Genomic DNA, 15,941 nt, shown 5'->3' on the forward strand with positions numbered 1-15,941 from the left:
CACCATGTTCAAGAGCTATGATGCCACCAGTGACACACCGGTAACAGACTACGATTATTCGACATCCATCAACGTCTACGATTCGGAGGGCGGCGAGCACACCCTCACGACCTACTATTCCAAGGTCACGGACGAAAACGGCAAGGAATACTGGGAATACATGGTGACCGTCCCGCCCGACGAGGACGGCAGCTCGACCACCAGCGGCACCACCAAGGCCGGCGTGCTCATGATCGGCACCATGACCTTCTCCTCCGAGGGCGTGCTGGAAAACGAAACCGCCTTCACCCCGTCCGGCGACCCGACCAGCCTGTCCAACTGGGCCCAGGCCACGGTGGACAGTTCCGGCGTGCCCCAGATGAACGCCACCTTCGTCTCCACAACCAGCGGCTCCGCCCTGGCCAGCCAGGCCATCAGCTACAAGACCGGCCTGACCAGCTCGGACGGCGCCTGGAGTGCCAGCGCCCCGGCCAATGCCGGCGCCATCGGCACCACCGCCTCGGCCAATGCCGGCTACAACACCTCAGCCACGGAAAACGCCGTCAGCAGCACCACCAACTACGCCACGTCATCCTACACCCTTTCCCAAAGCCAGGACGGCTACGCCTCGGGCGAACTCGTCAGCACCAGCGTCGACGAAAACGGCGTCATCTCCGGCACGTTTTCCAACGGCCAGACCAAGCAGCTGTGGGTCGTGGCCCTGGCCGACTTCAAGAACCCCACCGACCTCTACCGCGAAGGCAACAACCTGCTTTCGGCCACCACCGCTTCCGGTACGGCCAGCATCGGCCGGGCCAATGCCGGCGTCTTCGACGGCATCTCCGGCTATAGCCTGGAAGCGTCCAACGTGGACCTGGCCACGGAAATGGTCAACCTCATCACCTTGCAGCGGGCCTTCCAGTCCAACTCCAAGGTGGTGACCACGGCCGACGAGATGATGCAAAAGGCCTTGGAGATCAAACACTAACGCGCGCCGGTTTCAGGCCGCGCCGTACTGCTTGCGCCATTCGTCCAAAAACAGCAGGCTCGTCTCCAAGGGGCGCAGCTCGCCCTGCCTGGCCCGCACGGCCGCGATCAGGTCGGCGAAGGACACGTCCGGGGGCAGGGACAGCTCCCGCAGCAGGTTCGCCACCTCCTCCCGCAGCCCCTCGGGCAGCCCGGAAAGCGCCGCCGCCCCCCGCTCCACGGCCGGCCAGCCGGAAAGCCGCGAGGCCGTAAATTCCAGCAACCGCTCCATGCGCCGGGCATAAGTGTGCTCGCCAAGGGCCCGGGTGCGGGCCCGGGCCGCGAAGGCCGCCCGTTCCTCGGGCCGGGCCAGGAAATAGTTCAAACGCTCCTTGAGCTCCGCCATGTCCCCGAATTGGGCCAGCTCATCTTCGGTAAACAGTTCGGGCAAAAGCCCGCGCCGGTCCACGAGCTGGAAGGCGCCGCACATGGCCAGTTCGAAGGTCCGCGGGTTGACGAAATCGCCGCCCGCAACCAGCCGGTCCACGGTAACGCTCGAGTGCAGGTTCAAATTGACCTCGGCGGCGTTGAAGATCCGCACCGCCTCCTCGGTGGTGACGCGCCGGCCGTCCAGTCGCAGGCGCGGGGCCAGCGTCGCGTCGCCGTCCCAGTCGCTGCCGAAAATGGCCAGGCCGTAGTCGAGCAGCTCGGCAAAGGCCAGGCGGCGGTTGGGATAGCCCGCGCCCATAAACGACAGGCGCGCCCCGTAGAGGCGCCGCTCCACCGGGGTCAGTTCCAGGGAGCGGTGCACGGCCGGGTCGGCGGCCAGGGGCAGGTAGACCGCGTTGGCCTGGCCCACGGCCGCGAGCTTTTCCAGGAACGGCTCCTTCTGAATGACGGCGAAGATGTCGTAAAAGGGCGCGAAGGCCTCCCAATAGGTGAAGAGCCGGAAATCCTCCACGAACCACATGCAGGTGGCCACGCCGTCGCGGCGCAGGCGCCGCAGGGCCTGGCGCGACAACGGCGCCTGGGCCAACGCCAGCACCAGGTCCGGGCCAAAGGTCTCGGCTTTGGCGCAGATGGCCTGGGAGACGACCTGGAGGAAGCTGTTCTCCAGATATTCCAGGCGATCCGACGTCACGCGCAGGTCCTTGAGCGCCGTAAAGGCCCCGTGAAACGCCGGGGCCTCGAAAACCTCGACCACGTGGCCCAGGCTGCGCAGGGCGTCGGCGCAGGACCGGCCGATGGGCAAAGAGCCGCCGTACATGGGCAGCACCACCAGGACGCGCAACGGGCGGGAAAACGTCATGGCTACCACTCCCCGGACAGCGTCCGGCCCGGTGGCGGCAGGACCCAGTCCGTTTCAAAGCTCAAGGCCTGGGCCAAGTCGTGGCCGAGGCGCACGTCCAGGCCGTCGGCCGCTTCCCCGGCCAGGCGGCGGGTGAGGAAGGCCCGCATGGCCAGGCGGGCGGCGGCTGTCGGGTCCTCGCCGCAAAAGGGCCGGCAGACCGCGCCCAGGGCGTCGCAGTCCGTGGCAAGGCCCACGATGCCCGGCGGCGGAGCGGCCTTGGCCGGCGCGGCCAGGCAGCGCAAAAAGGCCGGCGCGGCAAAGGGCGGCAGGCACACCAGCCCCTTGTCGCACGGGGCCGACTCCAGGCAGGGGGCGCAGGGCACGGTGTGCTGCCACACGGTGTGGCCGACGCCGTAGGGGCCGGTCTCGTGGCTCCAGGCCGAGGACAGGAAAAAGGCCGTGACCGGCACGCCGGCGAAAGCGGCCAGGTGCATGGCCCCGGTGTCCGGGGTCAGCAGCCGGTCGAGGCCGGACAGGGCCTCAAGCAGGCCCGGCAGGTCGGTTTGGCCCGTGGCGTCGAGGCAGGCCTCCCGCACCGGCCCGTCCAGGCGCCGCACGAGCGCCCGGGCCTCGCCGGCCTGGGAGGCCGTGCCGAAAAGCGTCACCCGCTTGGCCCCGGTGGCCAGAAAGGCCGTGCGCACGATGGGGGCCAGCACCTCCGGCGGCAGGGAACGCCTGGCCGCCCGGCCGGCCAGGGCCACGCCGAGGCCGCCGCCCCGTGGGGCCGCCGTCGGGTTGACCATCTCCGGCGGGAGCGGGTCGTCGTCGAGGTGGGCCCAGATGTCGGCCAGGTTGAGGCCCGCCGCCCGCCGGTCCCGGGCCAGGCGAAAGACCAGGCGCAACAGCGGGTCCTTGTCGGCCTGGCCGGAATACTGGCGGTAGCCGCGCTGGGCCTCGGGCGGGAACAGGGCGGCGATGGCCATGGCCAGGGGCGAGAAGTTGAGCGTGAAGACCTTGTCGAAGGCTGTCGTGGCCAGGGCCGCGAACACGGGCCGGGCCGCCTGGATGCGCGCCGCCGCCCGGGCGGCGTCCGCCCCCGGCGTGCCGTGGGCCGGCAGGCCGTGGACGGCGGCGAAGGGATAGAGCCGCCCGGCCAGGCCGGTCAGGGACTGGTCCACGGCCAGATGGACCTCCCCCCGGCGGGCCAGGCCGGCTAGCAGCCGGCGGCTTTGGGCCAGGTCGCCGATGCGGGCCAGCTGCACCACGAGCGCGCGCGCCATGTCTTCTCCCTGCGGTCGACAAATCGAAATTTTCTTGTGAAAAAAAGCCCTTTTCGGCCCCTGTGTTCTTCTGCTATAGGAGCCTTCCATGCGGTATTATCCTCTTTACGTCAATCTGCGCGGCAAGCGCTGCCTGGTCGTGGGCGCGGGGCAGGTGGGCCGGCGCAAGATCGCCACGCTCGCCGCCTGCGGCCCGGACGAGGTCCTGGTCCTCGACCGCGACCCGCCGGCCGAGGTGCTGGACGAACTTGCCGCCCGGCCCGAGGTCGTCTTCGCGCGCCGCTCCTTCACGCCGGCCGACCTCGACGGCCGCTTCCTGGTCATCGCCGCCACCGACGACGAGGCGCTCAACTGGGCCATCAGCCGGGAATGCGCCGCGCGCGGCATCCTGTGCAACATCGTGGACCAGCCGGAAAAATGTAGCTTCATCGTACCGGCCCTTTTCACCCGGGGCGACCTGACCGTGGCCATCTCCACGGGCGGGGCCTCGCCGGCCCTGGCCCGCAAGATCCGCCAGGGCCTGGGGGAATTCCTCGGCGCCGAATACGGCGCGCTGCTGGTGCTCATGAGCACGCTGCGGCCCATGGTCCTGGAGCTTGGGCTGCCCACCGAGGACAATTCGGCCCTTTTCCGCAGGCTCGTCCATTCGTCCCTGATCGAGGCCCTGGAGCGCGGCGACGCGGACGCCGCCGCGGACATGCTCCGGGAAATCCTGCCGCCCGCCCTGCACGGCGAGGTGGCGGGGCTCATCCACGGAGCCCTTGGCCATGCCGGCGATTAACTTCCTTTTTTTCTGCGTCCTGGCCGCCTATTTCCTGGGGGCCACCCTGCACCTGTGCGGCGTGGTGGCGGGCAGGAAGGCCTTGCGCCGCGCCGGCGAGGGCCTCACCGTGGCCGGGTTCGCCCTGCACACGGCCGACCTGGCCGTGCTGCTCGCCACCGAACGCGGCGCGGCCCTGCTTTCGGGCGAATTCTACTTCAGCCTCCTGGCCTGGAGCCTGCTCGTGATCTGCCTGCTCTTGTGGTGGCGGCTGCGCCTGGAGATGCTCGGGCTTTTGGCCGCGCCCCTGGCCCTGTTCCTGTTTCTGTCCTCCCAGGCGGTCACGGCCACGCGCATGCCCTTGCCCAAGGCTTTGGGCGGGCTCTTTTTCGGGCTGCACATCGGGGCGCTGTTTCTGGCCATAAGCCTGCTCGCCATGGCCAGCGGCGCGGGCGCGGCCTACCTGTACCTGGACCGCAAGATCAAGACCAAGGAGAAGCTGTCGGGCTTTTCCAAGGCCCTGCCGGCCCTGTCCACCTGCGACACGGTCAACCGCTGGGCGGTCATGACCGGCTTTCCGCTCTACACCATCGGGCTGCTCTCCGGCTTCATCTGGGCCAAGCTCACCTGGAACCGCATTTTTTCCTATGACCCCAAGGAGATCACGGCCATCTGCGTCTGGCTGCTGTTCGCCTTCCTGTTTCACCAGCGCGTGTTCCTGGGCTGGCGCGGCCGCAAGCCCGCCCGCCTGGCCATGTGGCTTTTCGGCCTGACGCTCGTGTCCATGCTCGTGATCAACTTTTTCATGCCAACCCATCACAGTTTCGCGCGTTATATCGATGGAGCATCAAATCTACCTGTTTGGCCTCAACCATAAGACCGCCGGGGTCGAAGTCCGGGAAGCGTTCGCCCTGGGCGACCGGCCCAGGCTCGGCGAGTTGTTGGTGCGCGGCGAGGCCCGCCTGCACGAAGCGCTGGTGCTGTCCACCTGCAACCGAGTGGAGGTGCTGGTGACCGGCGTGCCGGGGCGGGATGTGAAACCGGCGGTGCTGGCCGCCTGGGCCGAGCACTGCGGCCAGGACGCGGCCACCCTTGCCCCGCACCTCTACGAACACGAGGGCCTCGGCGCCGTGGAGCACCTTTTCTGCGTGGCCTCGGGCCTGGATTCGCTGGTGCTCGGCGAACCGCAGATCCTTGGCCAACTCAAGGCCGCCTACCGCCACGCCGTGTCGCTCGGCACCGCCGGGGTCATCACCAACCGGCTGTGCCACAAGGCCTTTTCCGTGGCGAAAAAGGTGCGCACGGCCACGGGCATCGGGGCTTCCGCCGTGTCGGTCAGCTACGCCGCCGTGGAGCTGGCCAAGCGCATCTTCGGCGAAATGGCCGGCAAGCGGGCCATGCTCGTGGGCGCCGGGGAGATGGCGGAGCTGGCCGCCCTGCACCTGCTCAACGCCGGCGTCTCGGAGATCCTGGTCGCCAACCGCACCTACGCCCGGGCCGAGGAACTGGCCTCCCGCTTCAAGGGCCGGCCCGTGGCCTTCGACGAATTCGTCTCGCGTCTTCCCGAGGCGGACATCGTCATCAGCTCCACCGGCGCGCCCAACGTGGTCATAAAGGCCCGGGACGTGCGGGCAGTGCTCAAGGCCCGCAAGCACAAGCCCATGTTTTTCATCGATATCGCGGTGCCTCGCGATATCGACCCCGACGTCAACAGCCTGGACAACGTCTACCTCTACGACATCGACGACCTCCAGGAAGTGGTCGAGGAGAACCTGGCCCAGCGGCGCGAGGAAGCGGCCCGCGCCCGGGACATCATCGGTTTGCAGGTCGAACGCTTCGGCGAATGGCTCAAGTCCCTGGACGTCAAGCCGACCATCGTGGATCTGCTGACGGCCGGCGAGGACATCGCCCGCCGCGAACTGGCCAAGACCCTGCGCCGCCTCGGCCCCGACGTCAGCGACGAAACCCGGCGGGCCATCGAAACCCTGTCCCTGTCCATCAGCCACAAATTGCTCCACGAGCCCATCGCGTTCCTCAAACGCCGGGCCAAGGAGGAAAAAGGCGACAGGTTCATCGATCTCACCCGCCGCATGTACAACCTGGACCGCGAGGGCGTGCCGCCGGATGCCCACGCGGACCGGAAACCGCCCGAAGACGGGACCGAACCACCCGAACTCGATGCGACGGAAGACAGCGAGTAACCCCCATGCGATCCTACCTCATCGATGAAGTTTCCGCCGACAACATGGAAACCATCGAGCGGCACCTGTCCGAAAAAGGCTTCAAGGGACCGCTCGATCACATCTTCTACATCCCCTTTCCCCAGGAGATGCTCAACGACGAGCAACAGCAGCACTACGACCAATGCGGGCCGTACATGCTCATCCTGGAAACGGGCCGCAACTGGCTCAAGCTCGAACTGCTCGTGCGCGGCAGCGGCAAGCTGCGCTGTTCCTGCATCAGCTACTGCACCCCCGAACAACGCCAGCAGATGATCGATTTCCTCGACAACTTCATCCGGGAACTCGACATACCGGTCTAGTGGCCGCCGCGTTCGCCTCCACGGTACAAGCGGCCGCGCCCCAGCCGCCGCGCCCGCCCCGTTGGTGCCACGACCGCCGGGGACACCGGGCGCGGCCGCCTCTGTCCGCCCCGGCCCGGGCTTCCGAGCGCCGGGCGGGCGCCCCGTACGTCCCGGCCCGGGCCCCCCAGCGCCGGGCGGGCGTCCCGTATGCCGGCCAGGCCCCGGGCCGGGCCGCCAGCCGTGGCGGGGCCGGCCGCACCCACGGCTTGCGCCCACGCCGGCCCCCCCACAAGCCATGACGGACATTTCCCCGCCCCCCGTGGCCGGCCCGGCCGCCCTCGGCCTGGCCGACCTGCCCCGGCGACAGGCCAGGCTCTGCCTGGCCGTCTCCCGGTTCCTCACCGGCCCGTGCGGCCACGACCCGGCCGGGGCCGACTGGATCGTGGGCGTCTCCGGCGGGCCGGACTCGCTGGTCCTGCTGGTCGTCCTGTCGCTCCTGGCCCCGCGCCTGGGCGCGACGGTGGAGGCGGCCCACCTGGACCACGGCCTGCGCCCGGCCTCGGCGGACGAAGCCGCGACCGTGGCCGCCTTTTGCCGCGCCCGGGCCATCCCCTGCCATGTCCGCCGCGACGACGTGGCCGCCCTCGCCCGCCGGGAAAAGACCGGAGTCGAGGACGCCGGCCGCCGAGCCCGCTACGCCTTTTTCGAGGCACTGCGCGCCGGCCGGGAAAACGCCTGGACGGTGCTCGGCCACCAGCTCGACGACCTGGCCGAGGACCAGCTCCTGCGCCTGGTACGCGGCGTTGGCTGGCCGGCGCTCGGCGGCATGGCCGCCCTGGACCGGGGGCGCCGCCTGCTGCGGCCGCTGCTGCTCACCCCCCGCCGCGACATCGAGGGCTTTGCCGTGGCCCTGGGCCTGCCCGTGCTGCGCGACCCGAGCAACGACGACCCGGCCTTTCGCCGCAACCGCCTGCGCCGCGACGTCCTGCCCCGGCTGGTGGCCGAAAACCCCCGCTACCTGGAGGCGGCGGCCAGGCTCTGGCGCCAGGCCCGGGCCGACGACGGCCTCATCGAGAGCCTGCTGCCCGACCTCGACAACCCGGCCGTGCTGCCCCTTGCGGCCCTGGGCGGCCTGTCCCCGGCCCTGCGGCCCCGCCTGTACCGGCGGGCCTTGGAGGCCCTTGGGCCGGGCCAGGGGCTGGCCGACACGCTTTTTGCCCTGGACGCGGCCGTCGCCCGCCGGGCCACGGGCCGGGTGTTCCGTTTCCCCGGCGGCAAGACGGCCAGCCTCACCCGCCGGGCCGTGGTCTTTTCGGCCGGCCGAGGCGGCGGGGCAAACCGGGAAACGCCATTGACAGGGCTTGCCCCGGGGAGTAGTGAAACCGATTGTGAAAAATCAAACATGGAGGCAGTCCCGGTGAATATTCTTACGTTCGGTCCCAACGGCAGCGGCAAGGGCACCCAGGGTTCCCTGGTGAAAAAGAAATACAATCTGGCCCACATCGAGTCCGGGGCGATCTTCCGCGAGCATATCGGCGGCGGCACCGAGCTCGGCAAAAAGGCCAAGGGCTTCATCGACAAGGGCGAGCTGGTCCCCGACGAGATCACCATCCCCATGATCCTCGAGACGTTAAAGGCCAAGGGCGGCAACGGCTGGCTCCTCGACGGCTTCCCCCGCAACATGGTCCAGGCCGAAAAGCTCTGGGAAGCCCTGCAGAAGGAAGGCATGCAGCTCGATTACGTCATCGAGATTTTGCTCCCCCGCGAGATCGCCAAGAACCGCATCATGGGCCGCCGCCTGTGCGTCAACGACCCCAACCACCCCAACAACATCTTCATCGACGCGATAAAGCCCAACGGCGACAAGTGCCGGGTGTGCGGCGGCGACCTCAAGACCCGCTCCGACGACCAGGACGAGGCCGCCATCGGCAAGCGCCACGACATCTACTACGACACCACCACCGGCACCCTGGCCGCCGCCTATTTCTACAAGAAGCTGGCTGCCGAAGACAAAACCAAGTACATCGAACTCAACGGCGAGGGTTCCATCGACTCCATCAAGGAAACCCTGCTGGCCCAGCTCGACTAGTTCACCGGAATTCGCCTTGCCCGACGGCCCCGGGGGGATTACCCTCGGGGCCGCGTTTTTTGCGCCCAAGGAGTTCCCCATGGATACCGGCCCTTTGCGCCTCGGCCGCATCGCCTACCTCAACGTCTGGCCGCTCTACGAATCCCTGATCCCGGGTTTCCCCGAAGGCCCGGACGTGACCTACGTCCCCGGGCATCCCTCGGAACTCAACGCCGCCCTCATGCGCGGCCTCATCGATGCCGCCCCGGCCTCGGCCTTCGCCTACCTGGCCAACCCGGAGGCCTTCCGCCTGCTGCCGGGCCTGTGCATCCGGGCGGCCACCGCCCCCATCCAGAGTGTGCTGCTGCTCTCCCCCGTGCCCCTGGCCCAATTGTCCGAACACCTCGCGCGCACCGGTGATCCGGTGCTCCTGTCCGTGGCCTCGGCCAGCTCCAACGCCCTGGTGCGCGTGCTGTGGCGCTTCGCCTGGAAGTTTCCCGAGGCCCGTTTCGAGGTCGTACCCCCGGGCACGGGCCTGCCCACGGGCAAGCCCTTCGTCGAGATCGGCGACCTGGCCCTCGGCCGCTACCTCGACCCACCGGCCGGCTGGCACGTCACGGACCTGGGCCAGGCCTGGTTCGACTATGCCGGCACGCCCTTCGTCTTCGCCCTGTGGATCGTGCGCCAGGGCCTGTCCGGCCAGCGCCTTGACCGCCTTGCCAGGCTCCACCAGGCCCTGGTGGCCATAAACGCCGGCCTGCCCGAGGCCCTGCCCGGCCTGGTGGCCCGGCCCTCGCGCCCCGGCTGGATCGGCCAGGCCGACCTGCTGGCCTACTTGCGGGTGGTCAATTACGACTTCGATGCCGCGGCCAAGGCGAGCTGCGTCCTTTTCGCCGAGCACTGCCGGGAATTGGGCTTGATCAACGCCGTGCCGGGCCTGCGCTTCGCCCTGTAGGCGGCCCGCCCGCGCATTGACAAGCTTCGGCCGGGCCTTTACCCCTGGCAAAATGGCGCCCCGCGTTGCCCGGGCGCCGAAGCCGGCGGCCTGCGCCACGGCAACCCCCAGCCAAGGAGCCCCCATGCGCGTCATCCGCCGCCTGCCGCCGCGAACCCGGCTGCTCGCCCCATGCCTGCTGTCGCTTTGCCTCCTGCTGCCGGGCACGCTGTCGGCCGGGCTGAAACGGGCCGCAACCGGCGCGGACCGGCCGGTCCTCATCTACGACTACCCACCCGGCCAGGCCCTGCCCATCCACTTCCGCCTGGCCGACGGCGGCCCCAAGGGCGACCCCAGCCAGGCCGCCCTGCGCCTTTCGGGCAGTTCGCAGTTCGACGCCCCGGGCCTGGACAACCTGGCCCGTTTCCTGCCCGGGCCGCTGACCGTGGTGGACCTGCGGCAGGAATCCCACGGCTTTTTAAACGGCCGCCCCATCAGCTGGTTCGCAGCCAGGGACGCGGCCAATGCCGGCAAGACGCCCGGACAGGCGGCGGCCGACGAACGCGCCCGCCTGCGGCGCCTGTCCGATACGGCCACGGCCGAAGTGACGGTGATCCTGGAGAAGAACGCCCAAGGCGGTATCGGGGCGTCCGAAAGGTTGGCCGTGGATGTGACCGACGTGATCGACGAGGCCAAGCTCACGGCCGACCGGGGGCTGGGCTACCTGCGCCTGTACGTGCCGGATCACATGGCCCCGGACGCGGGGCAGGTCGACCGCTTCATCGAATATTGCCGGGCCATGGCCCCGGGCACCTGGTTGCATGTCCACTGCCACGCCGGGGAGGGGCGTACCACGACCTTCATGGTGCTCTATGCCCTGCTGCGCAACCCCGGCGGCAAGCCCCTGGAAGCCATCGCGGCCGAACAGGCGGCGGCCGGCGGCGTGGACCTCCTCGGGCAGGTCCCCGGCGGCTGGAAAAAGGCCATGTACCTGGCCCGGGGGGACTTCCTGCGGCAATTCGCCGCCTATGCGGCGGCTAATCCCGGCGGCGCGCCCCTGACGTTTGGCCAGTGGCGGGCGACGGCCCGCTAGCCGCAGCCGTATCCGCAACGGAGGCGAAGCGCCGCCCGCAACCGGCGGCGGGCCGGACGAACGCGGCCGCCGAAGCGGGCAAGGCCCCGCTCAGCAGCAGGGCAGCCCGAGGATCTCGGACTTGCGGGCCTGGACGAGGAGATCGGCGATACGGATGGCGTCGAGTTCCCGAAACAGGCTGGACGTGGCCCGGACCCAGATCTGGCGCGTCAGGCAATCCCCGGAGATGACGCAGGCTTCGGGGTTGCCCACGCATTCGGTCAGTTCCGGCCGGCTCTCCAGGGCCCGCACCACGTCGCCCACCCGGATTTCCTCGGGGGAAAGGGCCAGCACATGGCCGCCCTTGGGGCCGCGCTTGCTGTGGATGAAGCCGGCCTTTTTCAGGGCGCGAATCAACTGTTCGAGATACTTGACGGAAATATTGCGACGCTTGGCGATGTCCTGAATGCGCACCGGTCGTTCGTCGCCGTGGAGGGCGATGTCGAGAAGCATGCGCAAGCCGTAACGGCTACGCGTGGTGAGCTGCATGAGCCGGGTTCCCCTTGTTGCCGGATTTGTGCAAAACCGAACAAGGGCGGTCTAGCATATCCATTTACGAATGGCAAAAGGGGGTTTTACCCGCCAACCCGGCCCGGGTCATACGACGGGAAATCCCGGGGCCACGGGTTTGCCGATGACCGGCCGCACCGGTTCGGTCCCACGCAGCAGTTGCCGCCGCGACAGCCGCCCCCCCACGGGAATGCCCCGCTCCACCACGCACCGGCTGCATATTTTGCCCTGGACCCGCAGGATGAAGATGTCGAGGGCCTCGATGTGCCGGCCGCAAACGCAGCAATGCCTGGGTTCCATGGGTATCCTCCCGCCGGGCGCCTGCCGGCGGGAAAATGTGATTCAAGGACCATGCCAGGCAGTTTATTCCTTGGGCACCTCCTTGTGGGTGGCGGCGGGCGGCGCCTCGGGCCGCCCGCGCCGCCAGGCCGGCAGCCGCAAGGCCCGCCAGCCGCCGCCAGCGGTCAGGCTGTCGAAGCCAAGGCGCAGCCAGCGCGGCAGCATCAAGGCCAGCCAGGCCGCCCAGGCCAGCATCAGCGCCCGGAAAACGAGCATGGGAGCCGACACCACCCGGGCCGACGGCAGCACCCCGGCCACCTGGTCCCAGGTCCAGGCCAGCTGGGCCGCCCTCTGGCCCGACCCGGCCACCTGCATGCGCGGCAGGCCGAGCAGGCCCTGGTCGAGCACGTCGTAGAGCGCCCCGAACCCGGCCAGGCACAGCACCACCAGCCCGACCTGGGCGGCGTTGAAGGCAAAGGGTCCCTGGGGCCAGTGCCGCCGGCGCCAGCCCAGGGCCACCAGCCAGGCCGCGGCCAGGACCGCGCCCCAGGGCGTGGCCTGGCTCAGGCCCAGGGCGTAGAGCAGCCATTGCCACCGGGTGAGCAGCGATTCGGGGGCAAAGGACAGCCCCAGGCCCAGGGCCGCGACCACGGCCAGAAATCCCCAATACAGGACCGCCGGCCCAAGGAAGGTGTCGGCGAAGACGGCCAGCAGCCAACGCCCGTCGGGCAGTTCCAGGCGCGTGACGGCCGTGGCCGCCGGCAGGCGCAGGTCCACCGAGGGCGTCTCCAGGAAAAACCCCACCGCGGCGGCTTCCCGGAAATCCAGCACCACTTCCGTGACCCCCGGCGGCAAGGCGAAGCCGACCTCGCCGTCCGCGCCCGTGGGCAGGGTCTCGCGGCCGCCGACGGTCAGGCGGGTCAGGCTCGCCCCGGCGGGCAGACTCACGGCATGGCGCAGCCCCTTGGCCGCCCGAAAGCCCAAGACCAGCCGGCTTTCGCGCAGGGCCGCGCCCTGCCTGGCGGAAAGCTCCGCCCGTTCCAGGGTGAGGAACTCCCCCGGCGCGGCCTTGGGCCGGGTGATGGCGACCGTGAGCGTCTCGCCCGGCCAGGGCCGAAACGTCGGCCGCCAGGCACCGCCGTCGGACAACAGGCCCACGGGCGGCGGGCCGGCGTAGGTCACGTCGTAAAATGGCGCGGCCGTCAGCTCCCAGCTTTCGACCGCCTCGCCGCCTGTGGGCGCGGCCAGGGCCAGGCTCTCCCGGGGAGCCAGGCGCGATCGCCAGGCGACGCGGTCCCGGCCGGCGGGGAAGGCCACCTCGGCCTGGCCGTTTTGGGCGGTCACCTCGGCTGAATCCGGGTTCTCTCCGGGCAAAAGCGCCAGGCGGGCCACGGCGGCAACGTCCGTGGGCGAGCGCCGCACCACCTCGGTGGCCACTTCCCAGGTCAGGCCGAAATGAAGGCTGCGCCGCACCGCGAAAAAAGGCGCGATATCCCGCCGGCCGGCCACGGCCGACGGTTGGCCGGTTTTCCCGGGCGTGGCCGCCTCGGCCCGGGTGAGTTCCAGCGGGCCGGCGAGCATCCCCCGGGCGTCCAGGCCGCCGATGCGGTAGCCCGGGGCGGACACTCGCACCCGGCCCGGGGCCAGGCCCGGGGTGAGGGTGAAGGAAACGGCCCCCGGCGCCGGCCCGGCCAGGACGATGACGTGCCGGCCGGGTTCGAGCAGGACCTTGAGCGCGCCTGCCGCGCGGATCAAGGCCGGCCCCGGACCGCCATCCAGGCTCACGGACTCGGGCCGCCAGCTTTCGGACACGGCCGGCAAGGGCGCGGCCGTGCGGGCGGCGGCGTCGATTTCGCTGGTTATCGTCAACTTACCGCCTTCCAGGCGCACCTCCAGCCCGGGGCTGCCCAGGCAATGGGGGAAGCAGCGGGCCGGCTCGGTCAGGCGGTCGCGCAGCGCCTCGAGCAAGGGCCTGTCCGGAAAATCCCCGGCCATGGCCGGTCCGGCCAAACAGGCCAGCAGCAGCGGCACGGCCCCGGCCGCCCCCCCCGGCAGGCGCAGGCGGCGCAGCCCGGCCCGGTCGCACAAAAGGAACAGGGCCAGCCCCCACAACACGGCCCGGGCCAGGTCCAGCAGCCGTGAAACAACCGGCGGCACGAGCAGGAGCCTGACCGGCTGGCCCACGGCCACGGGCCCCTTCCAGACGAGGCTTGCGCTGGCGAAATGCCAGGTCGGCATGGCCGGCCCGGTCTGGACCAGGGCATCGGGGTCGAATTCCAGTTCCTCGGGCGCGGGCGCCGCCCCCGGGGCCTGGGCCAGCATGGGCGCCGCCTTGACGTTGGCCCCGGCCCGGGCTTTTTCCTTGGGCCTGGCGGCCGGTGCCGGCGGCGCCTCGGCGGCGTCCTCCAGAGACGCCCGAAAGGCGGCCGGCGGCGCGGCCGTCACGGGCAGCGCGATCTGCGGCGCCACGGCCGCGCGCAACTGCCCGGCGACAAACGGAATCGACACGACGACCAGCCCGATCAGGGAGAGCCCGTACACCAGCCCGGCGAAACGGCGAAAGGCGGCATGGCCCGAGAGCTTGCCCCCCTCGCCGACCAGGCGCAGCAGGGCCAGCCCGGCCAGGACACCCAGCCATTCGCCCGTGGGCGCTCCGGGCTCGTGCCAGGACAAAAGCAGGAACAGGCCTAACGCGAGCCCGGCCGCCGGGCCGCGCAGGGAAAAGGCGGCCACGGCCAGCAGCAGGGCCAAAAAGACATCCAGCAGCGTCCAGGGCGAAAGCAGCCCGCCCCTGACTTCGTCCGGGCCGGAGGCGGCCAGGAGCGCCCAGCCCGGGGCCAGGTTGAGGGTGGCGGTGATGCGCGAAAATTCCCGGTCGAAGCCGCCGGCGGCGAGGCTGGCCCGGGCGTCGGGGTAGCGGGAATCGGCCAGAAGCTCCAGGTGCGCGGCCCGCAGTTCCACGCCGCGCCGTTCGTCCTTGCCGGTTACGACCACGGGCTGGTCGCGGCCGTCCACGGCCACACGGCCGAGCTCCCCGGGCGCGAGCATGGACAGCGTCCAGGCGGACCGGTTTTCGCCCGTAATGCGGTCACGCACGGAAAGACCCCGGCCGGACATGTCGAGCCACATTTCGCGGGAAAGCGTCAGGTTGTCGCGCCCCGGCGGCAGGCCCCGGCCGAGTTCGCGGATGTCCACGACCGTGCCGGCGGCCACGGCATAGGCGGGCAGGGACTGCCAGCGCTCGGGCACGTCGGCGGTTTTCGGGTCCAGGCCCGCCGGCCCCTCCAGGCGGGTTTCCCGCAGGGCCCCGTCGGCCTGGAAGGACCAGGCCTCCCGGCCGTACGGGGTCAGCGCCGGGGGAAGCTTGTCGATTTTCCCGGGGTAGCGGGCCACGACCTCCACGTCGTAGCGGCCCGGCCCGGCGTCGAGGACAATCGAGCCGTCCGGCCCGAGCCCGGCCGGGACCGGCGCGCGCACGGCCAGGGCCACCGCCCCGGGCGGCACGGCCCCGGCGAGGCTTATGGAACGGGCCAGCCCGGAAACCTCCAGGCGCGCGAGCGTGGTCACGGTGACTGGCACGCCGTCGGCCAGCAGCCGGAAGACCTTGACGTTTATGGTATTTTCCACCGGCTTGGCCGCCTCTTCGGGCGAAAGGGCCAGTTCCCCCGAGGGCGAGACGCGAACCGGCAGGCTCGCGCCGCCCCGGGAGAGGGTCACCAGGCCCACGTCCGGCGGCAGGCGCAACCTGGCCGGGGCGGTTTTCCAGCCCAGGCGCCCGGTCAGGACGTATTCCCCGGGCTCGAGCCAGACCTCGGGGCCGCCCGCCCCGGCCACCACGGGCACGGGCTTGCCGCCCGCGGTGACCCCGGAAATCCACGCGCCATCGCCGCCGGGCAGGCCCACGGCGGCGGTGTCGAAGAGCCTGGCCCGCAGGGTGAAATCCGCGCCCGAAGCGTCGACGGCCACGGCCAGGCTGGCCGGGAAGACGCAGACGCGGGTTTTCGTTTCGTTGCCGTCGGGCGGGCAGAGCCGCTCCGTCGCGCCGTGCAGGGCGAACCCCCGCCAGGCGTCCAGCGCCGGGGGAATGTCCGCACCGCTTTGCGCCCGGGCCATGCCCAGGGCCAGCAGCAACACCATGCCCGTTGCCAAGCCCATCGAAAGGGACCGCGTCATGATTCGTCCTCCCCGGCACTGCCAGCCTTTACCATCGCCTTATCC

At 70.4% G+C, this 15,941-nt stretch carries 13 protein-coding genes and 1 pseudogene (1 of these 14 only partly in view); 9 read left to right on the plus strand and 5 right to left on the minus strand.

What is annotated here, in order from left to right; translation table 11 throughout:
• On the plus strand, window positions 1-967 hold the 3' portion of the coding sequence (locus ACP59X_RS14500; protein WP_428559563.1) for a flagellar hook protein FlgE. 587 nt of this gene lie to the left of the window's left edge; the window shows 967 of its 1,554 coding nt (coding positions 588-1,554); the start codon falls outside the window, past its left edge; the stop codon is at window positions 965-967.
• Between the two features lie 12 nt (window positions 968-979).
• Here the strand turns inward: ACP59X_RS14500 and ACP59X_RS14505 are convergent, their stop codons facing one another.
• Both ACP59X_RS14505 and ACP59X_RS14510 read right to left on the minus strand, forming a co-directional pair.
• Window positions 980-2,254: a CgeB family protein gene (locus ACP59X_RS14505; RefSeq protein ID WP_428559565.1), complete on the minus strand. Its 1,275-nt coding sequence runs from the start codon at window positions 2,252-2,254 to the stop codon at window positions 980-982.
• 2 nt (window positions 2,255-2,256) lie between these two features.
• Window positions 2,257-3,516, minus strand: coding sequence for a glycosyltransferase family 9 protein (locus ACP59X_RS14510; protein ID WP_428559568.1), 1,260 nt, complete (start codon window positions 3,514-3,516; stop codon window positions 2,257-2,259).
• 88 nt (window positions 3,517-3,604) lie between these two features.
• On the opposite strand from ACP59X_RS14510, the gene ACP59X_RS14515 reads away from it, so the two are divergent.
• From ACP59X_RS14515 to ACP59X_RS14550, 8 genes and pseudogenes are all read left to right on the plus strand, one after another.
• Complete coding sequence (locus ACP59X_RS14515; protein ID WP_428559571.1) at window positions 3,605-4,297, plus strand: precorrin-2 dehydrogenase/sirohydrochlorin ferrochelatase family protein; 693 nt, start codon at window positions 3,605-3,607, stop codon at window positions 4,295-4,297.
• Window positions 4,284-5,153, plus strand: coding sequence for a cytochrome C assembly family protein (locus ACP59X_RS14520; RefSeq protein ID WP_428559574.1), 870 nt, complete (start codon window positions 4,284-4,286; stop codon window positions 5,151-5,153). Before ACP59X_RS14515 ends, ACP59X_RS14520 begins: the two co-directional genes overlap by 14 nt.
• Window positions 5,116-6,477, plus strand: a complete 1,362-nt coding sequence (hemA, locus tag ACP59X_RS14525) for a glutamyl-tRNA reductase (RefSeq protein ID WP_428559577.1) — start codon at window positions 5,116-5,118, stop codon at window positions 6,475-6,477. Before ACP59X_RS14520 ends, hemA begins: the two co-directional genes overlap by 38 nt.
• Before the next feature lie 5 nt (window positions 6,478-6,482).
• Window positions 6,483-6,818 carry a hypothetical protein gene (locus ACP59X_RS14530; RefSeq protein WP_428559580.1) on the plus strand — a complete coding sequence of 112 codons (336 nt, stop codon included), beginning with the start codon at window positions 6,483-6,485 and terminating at the stop codon, window positions 6,816-6,818.
• A gap of 277 nt (window positions 6,819-7,095) precedes the next feature.
• A pseudogene (tilS, locus tag ACP59X_RS14535) lies at window positions 7,096-7,779 on the plus strand (tRNA lysidine(34) synthetase TilS); the annotation flags it as partial.
• 438 nt (window positions 7,780-8,217) lie between these two features.
• Window positions 8,218-8,889: an adenylate kinase gene (locus ACP59X_RS14540; protein WP_428569913.1), complete on the plus strand. Its 672-nt coding sequence runs from the start codon at window positions 8,218-8,220 to the stop codon at window positions 8,887-8,889.
• Window positions 8,890-8,968: 79 nt separating this feature from the next.
• Window positions 8,969-9,823, plus strand: a complete 855-nt coding sequence (locus ACP59X_RS14545; RefSeq protein WP_428559583.1) for a menaquinone biosynthetic enzyme MqnA/MqnD family protein — start codon at window positions 8,969-8,971, stop codon at window positions 9,821-9,823.
• Between the two features lie 124 nt (window positions 9,824-9,947).
• Window positions 9,948-10,895, plus strand: a complete 948-nt coding sequence (locus ACP59X_RS14550; protein WP_428559586.1) for a phosphatase domain-containing putative toxin — start codon at window positions 9,948-9,950, stop codon at window positions 10,893-10,895.
• A 90-nt stretch (window positions 10,896-10,985) separates the two neighbouring features.
• Here the strand turns inward: ACP59X_RS14550 and ACP59X_RS14555 are convergent, their stop codons facing one another.
• From ACP59X_RS14555 to ACP59X_RS14565, 3 genes are all read right to left on the minus strand, one after another.
• Entirely contained in the window at window positions 10,986-11,423 is a 438-nt protein-coding gene (locus ACP59X_RS14555; protein WP_428559589.1) for an RrF2 family transcriptional regulator, read from the minus strand.
• A 108-nt stretch (window positions 11,424-11,531) separates the two neighbouring features.
• Window positions 11,532-11,744: a hypothetical protein gene (locus ACP59X_RS14560; RefSeq protein WP_428559592.1), complete on the minus strand. Its 213-nt coding sequence runs from the start codon at window positions 11,742-11,744 to the stop codon at window positions 11,532-11,534.
• Between the two features lie 63 nt (window positions 11,745-11,807).
• On the minus strand, window positions 11,808-15,896 hold the full coding sequence (locus tag ACP59X_RS14565; protein ID WP_428559595.1) for a hypothetical protein: 4,089 nt from the start codon (window positions 15,894-15,896) through the stop codon (window positions 11,808-11,810).
• Window positions 15,897-15,941: the final 45 nt, after the last annotated feature.

This window comes from Solidesulfovibrio sp. DCME (assembly GCF_049995385.1).
Lineage (GTDB): Bacteria > Desulfobacterota > Desulfovibrionia > Desulfovibrionales > Desulfovibrionaceae > Solidesulfovibrio.

Bases quoted from the DNA above. Each gene is read 5' to 3' on its own strand.
- hemA (WP_428559577.1), top strand. From the start codon at position 5,116: ATGGAGCATCAAATCTACCTGTTTGGCCTCAACCATAAGACCGCCGGG.
- ACP59X_RS14530 (WP_428559580.1), top strand. From the start codon at position 6,483: ATGCGATCCTACCTCATCGATGAAGTTTCCGCCGACAACATGGAAACC.
- ACP59X_RS14505 (WP_428559565.1), bottom strand. From the start codon at position 2,254: ATGACGTTTTCCCGCCCGTTGCGCGTCCTGGTGGTGCTGCCCATGTAC.
- ACP59X_RS14520 (WP_428559574.1), top strand. From the start codon at position 4,284: ATGCCGGCGATTAACTTCCTTTTTTTCTGCGTCCTGGCCGCCTATTTC.
- ACP59X_RS14515 (WP_428559571.1), top strand. From the start codon at position 3,605: ATGCGGTATTATCCTCTTTACGTCAATCTGCGCGGCAAGCGCTGCCTG.
- ACP59X_RS14550 (WP_428559586.1), top strand. From the start codon at position 9,948: ATGCGCGTCATCCGCCGCCTGCCGCCGCGAACCCGGCTGCTCGCCCCA.
- ACP59X_RS14565 (WP_428559595.1), bottom strand. From the start codon at position 15,896: ATGACGCGGTCCCTTTCGATGGGCTTGGCAACGGGCATGGTGTTGCTG.
- ACP59X_RS14510 (WP_428559568.1), bottom strand. From the start codon at position 3,516: ATGGCGCGCGCGCTCGTGGTGCAGCTGGCCCGCATCGGCGACCTGGCC.
- ACP59X_RS14545 (WP_428559583.1), top strand. From the start codon at position 8,969: ATGGATACCGGCCCTTTGCGCCTCGGCCGCATCGCCTACCTCAACGTC.
- ACP59X_RS14560 (WP_428559592.1), bottom strand. From the start codon at position 11,744: ATGGAACCCAGGCATTGCTGCGTTTGCGGCCGGCACATCGAGGCCCTC.
- ACP59X_RS14555 (WP_428559589.1), bottom strand. From the start codon at position 11,423: ATGCAGCTCACCACGCGTAGCCGTTACGGCTTGCGCATGCTTCTCGAC.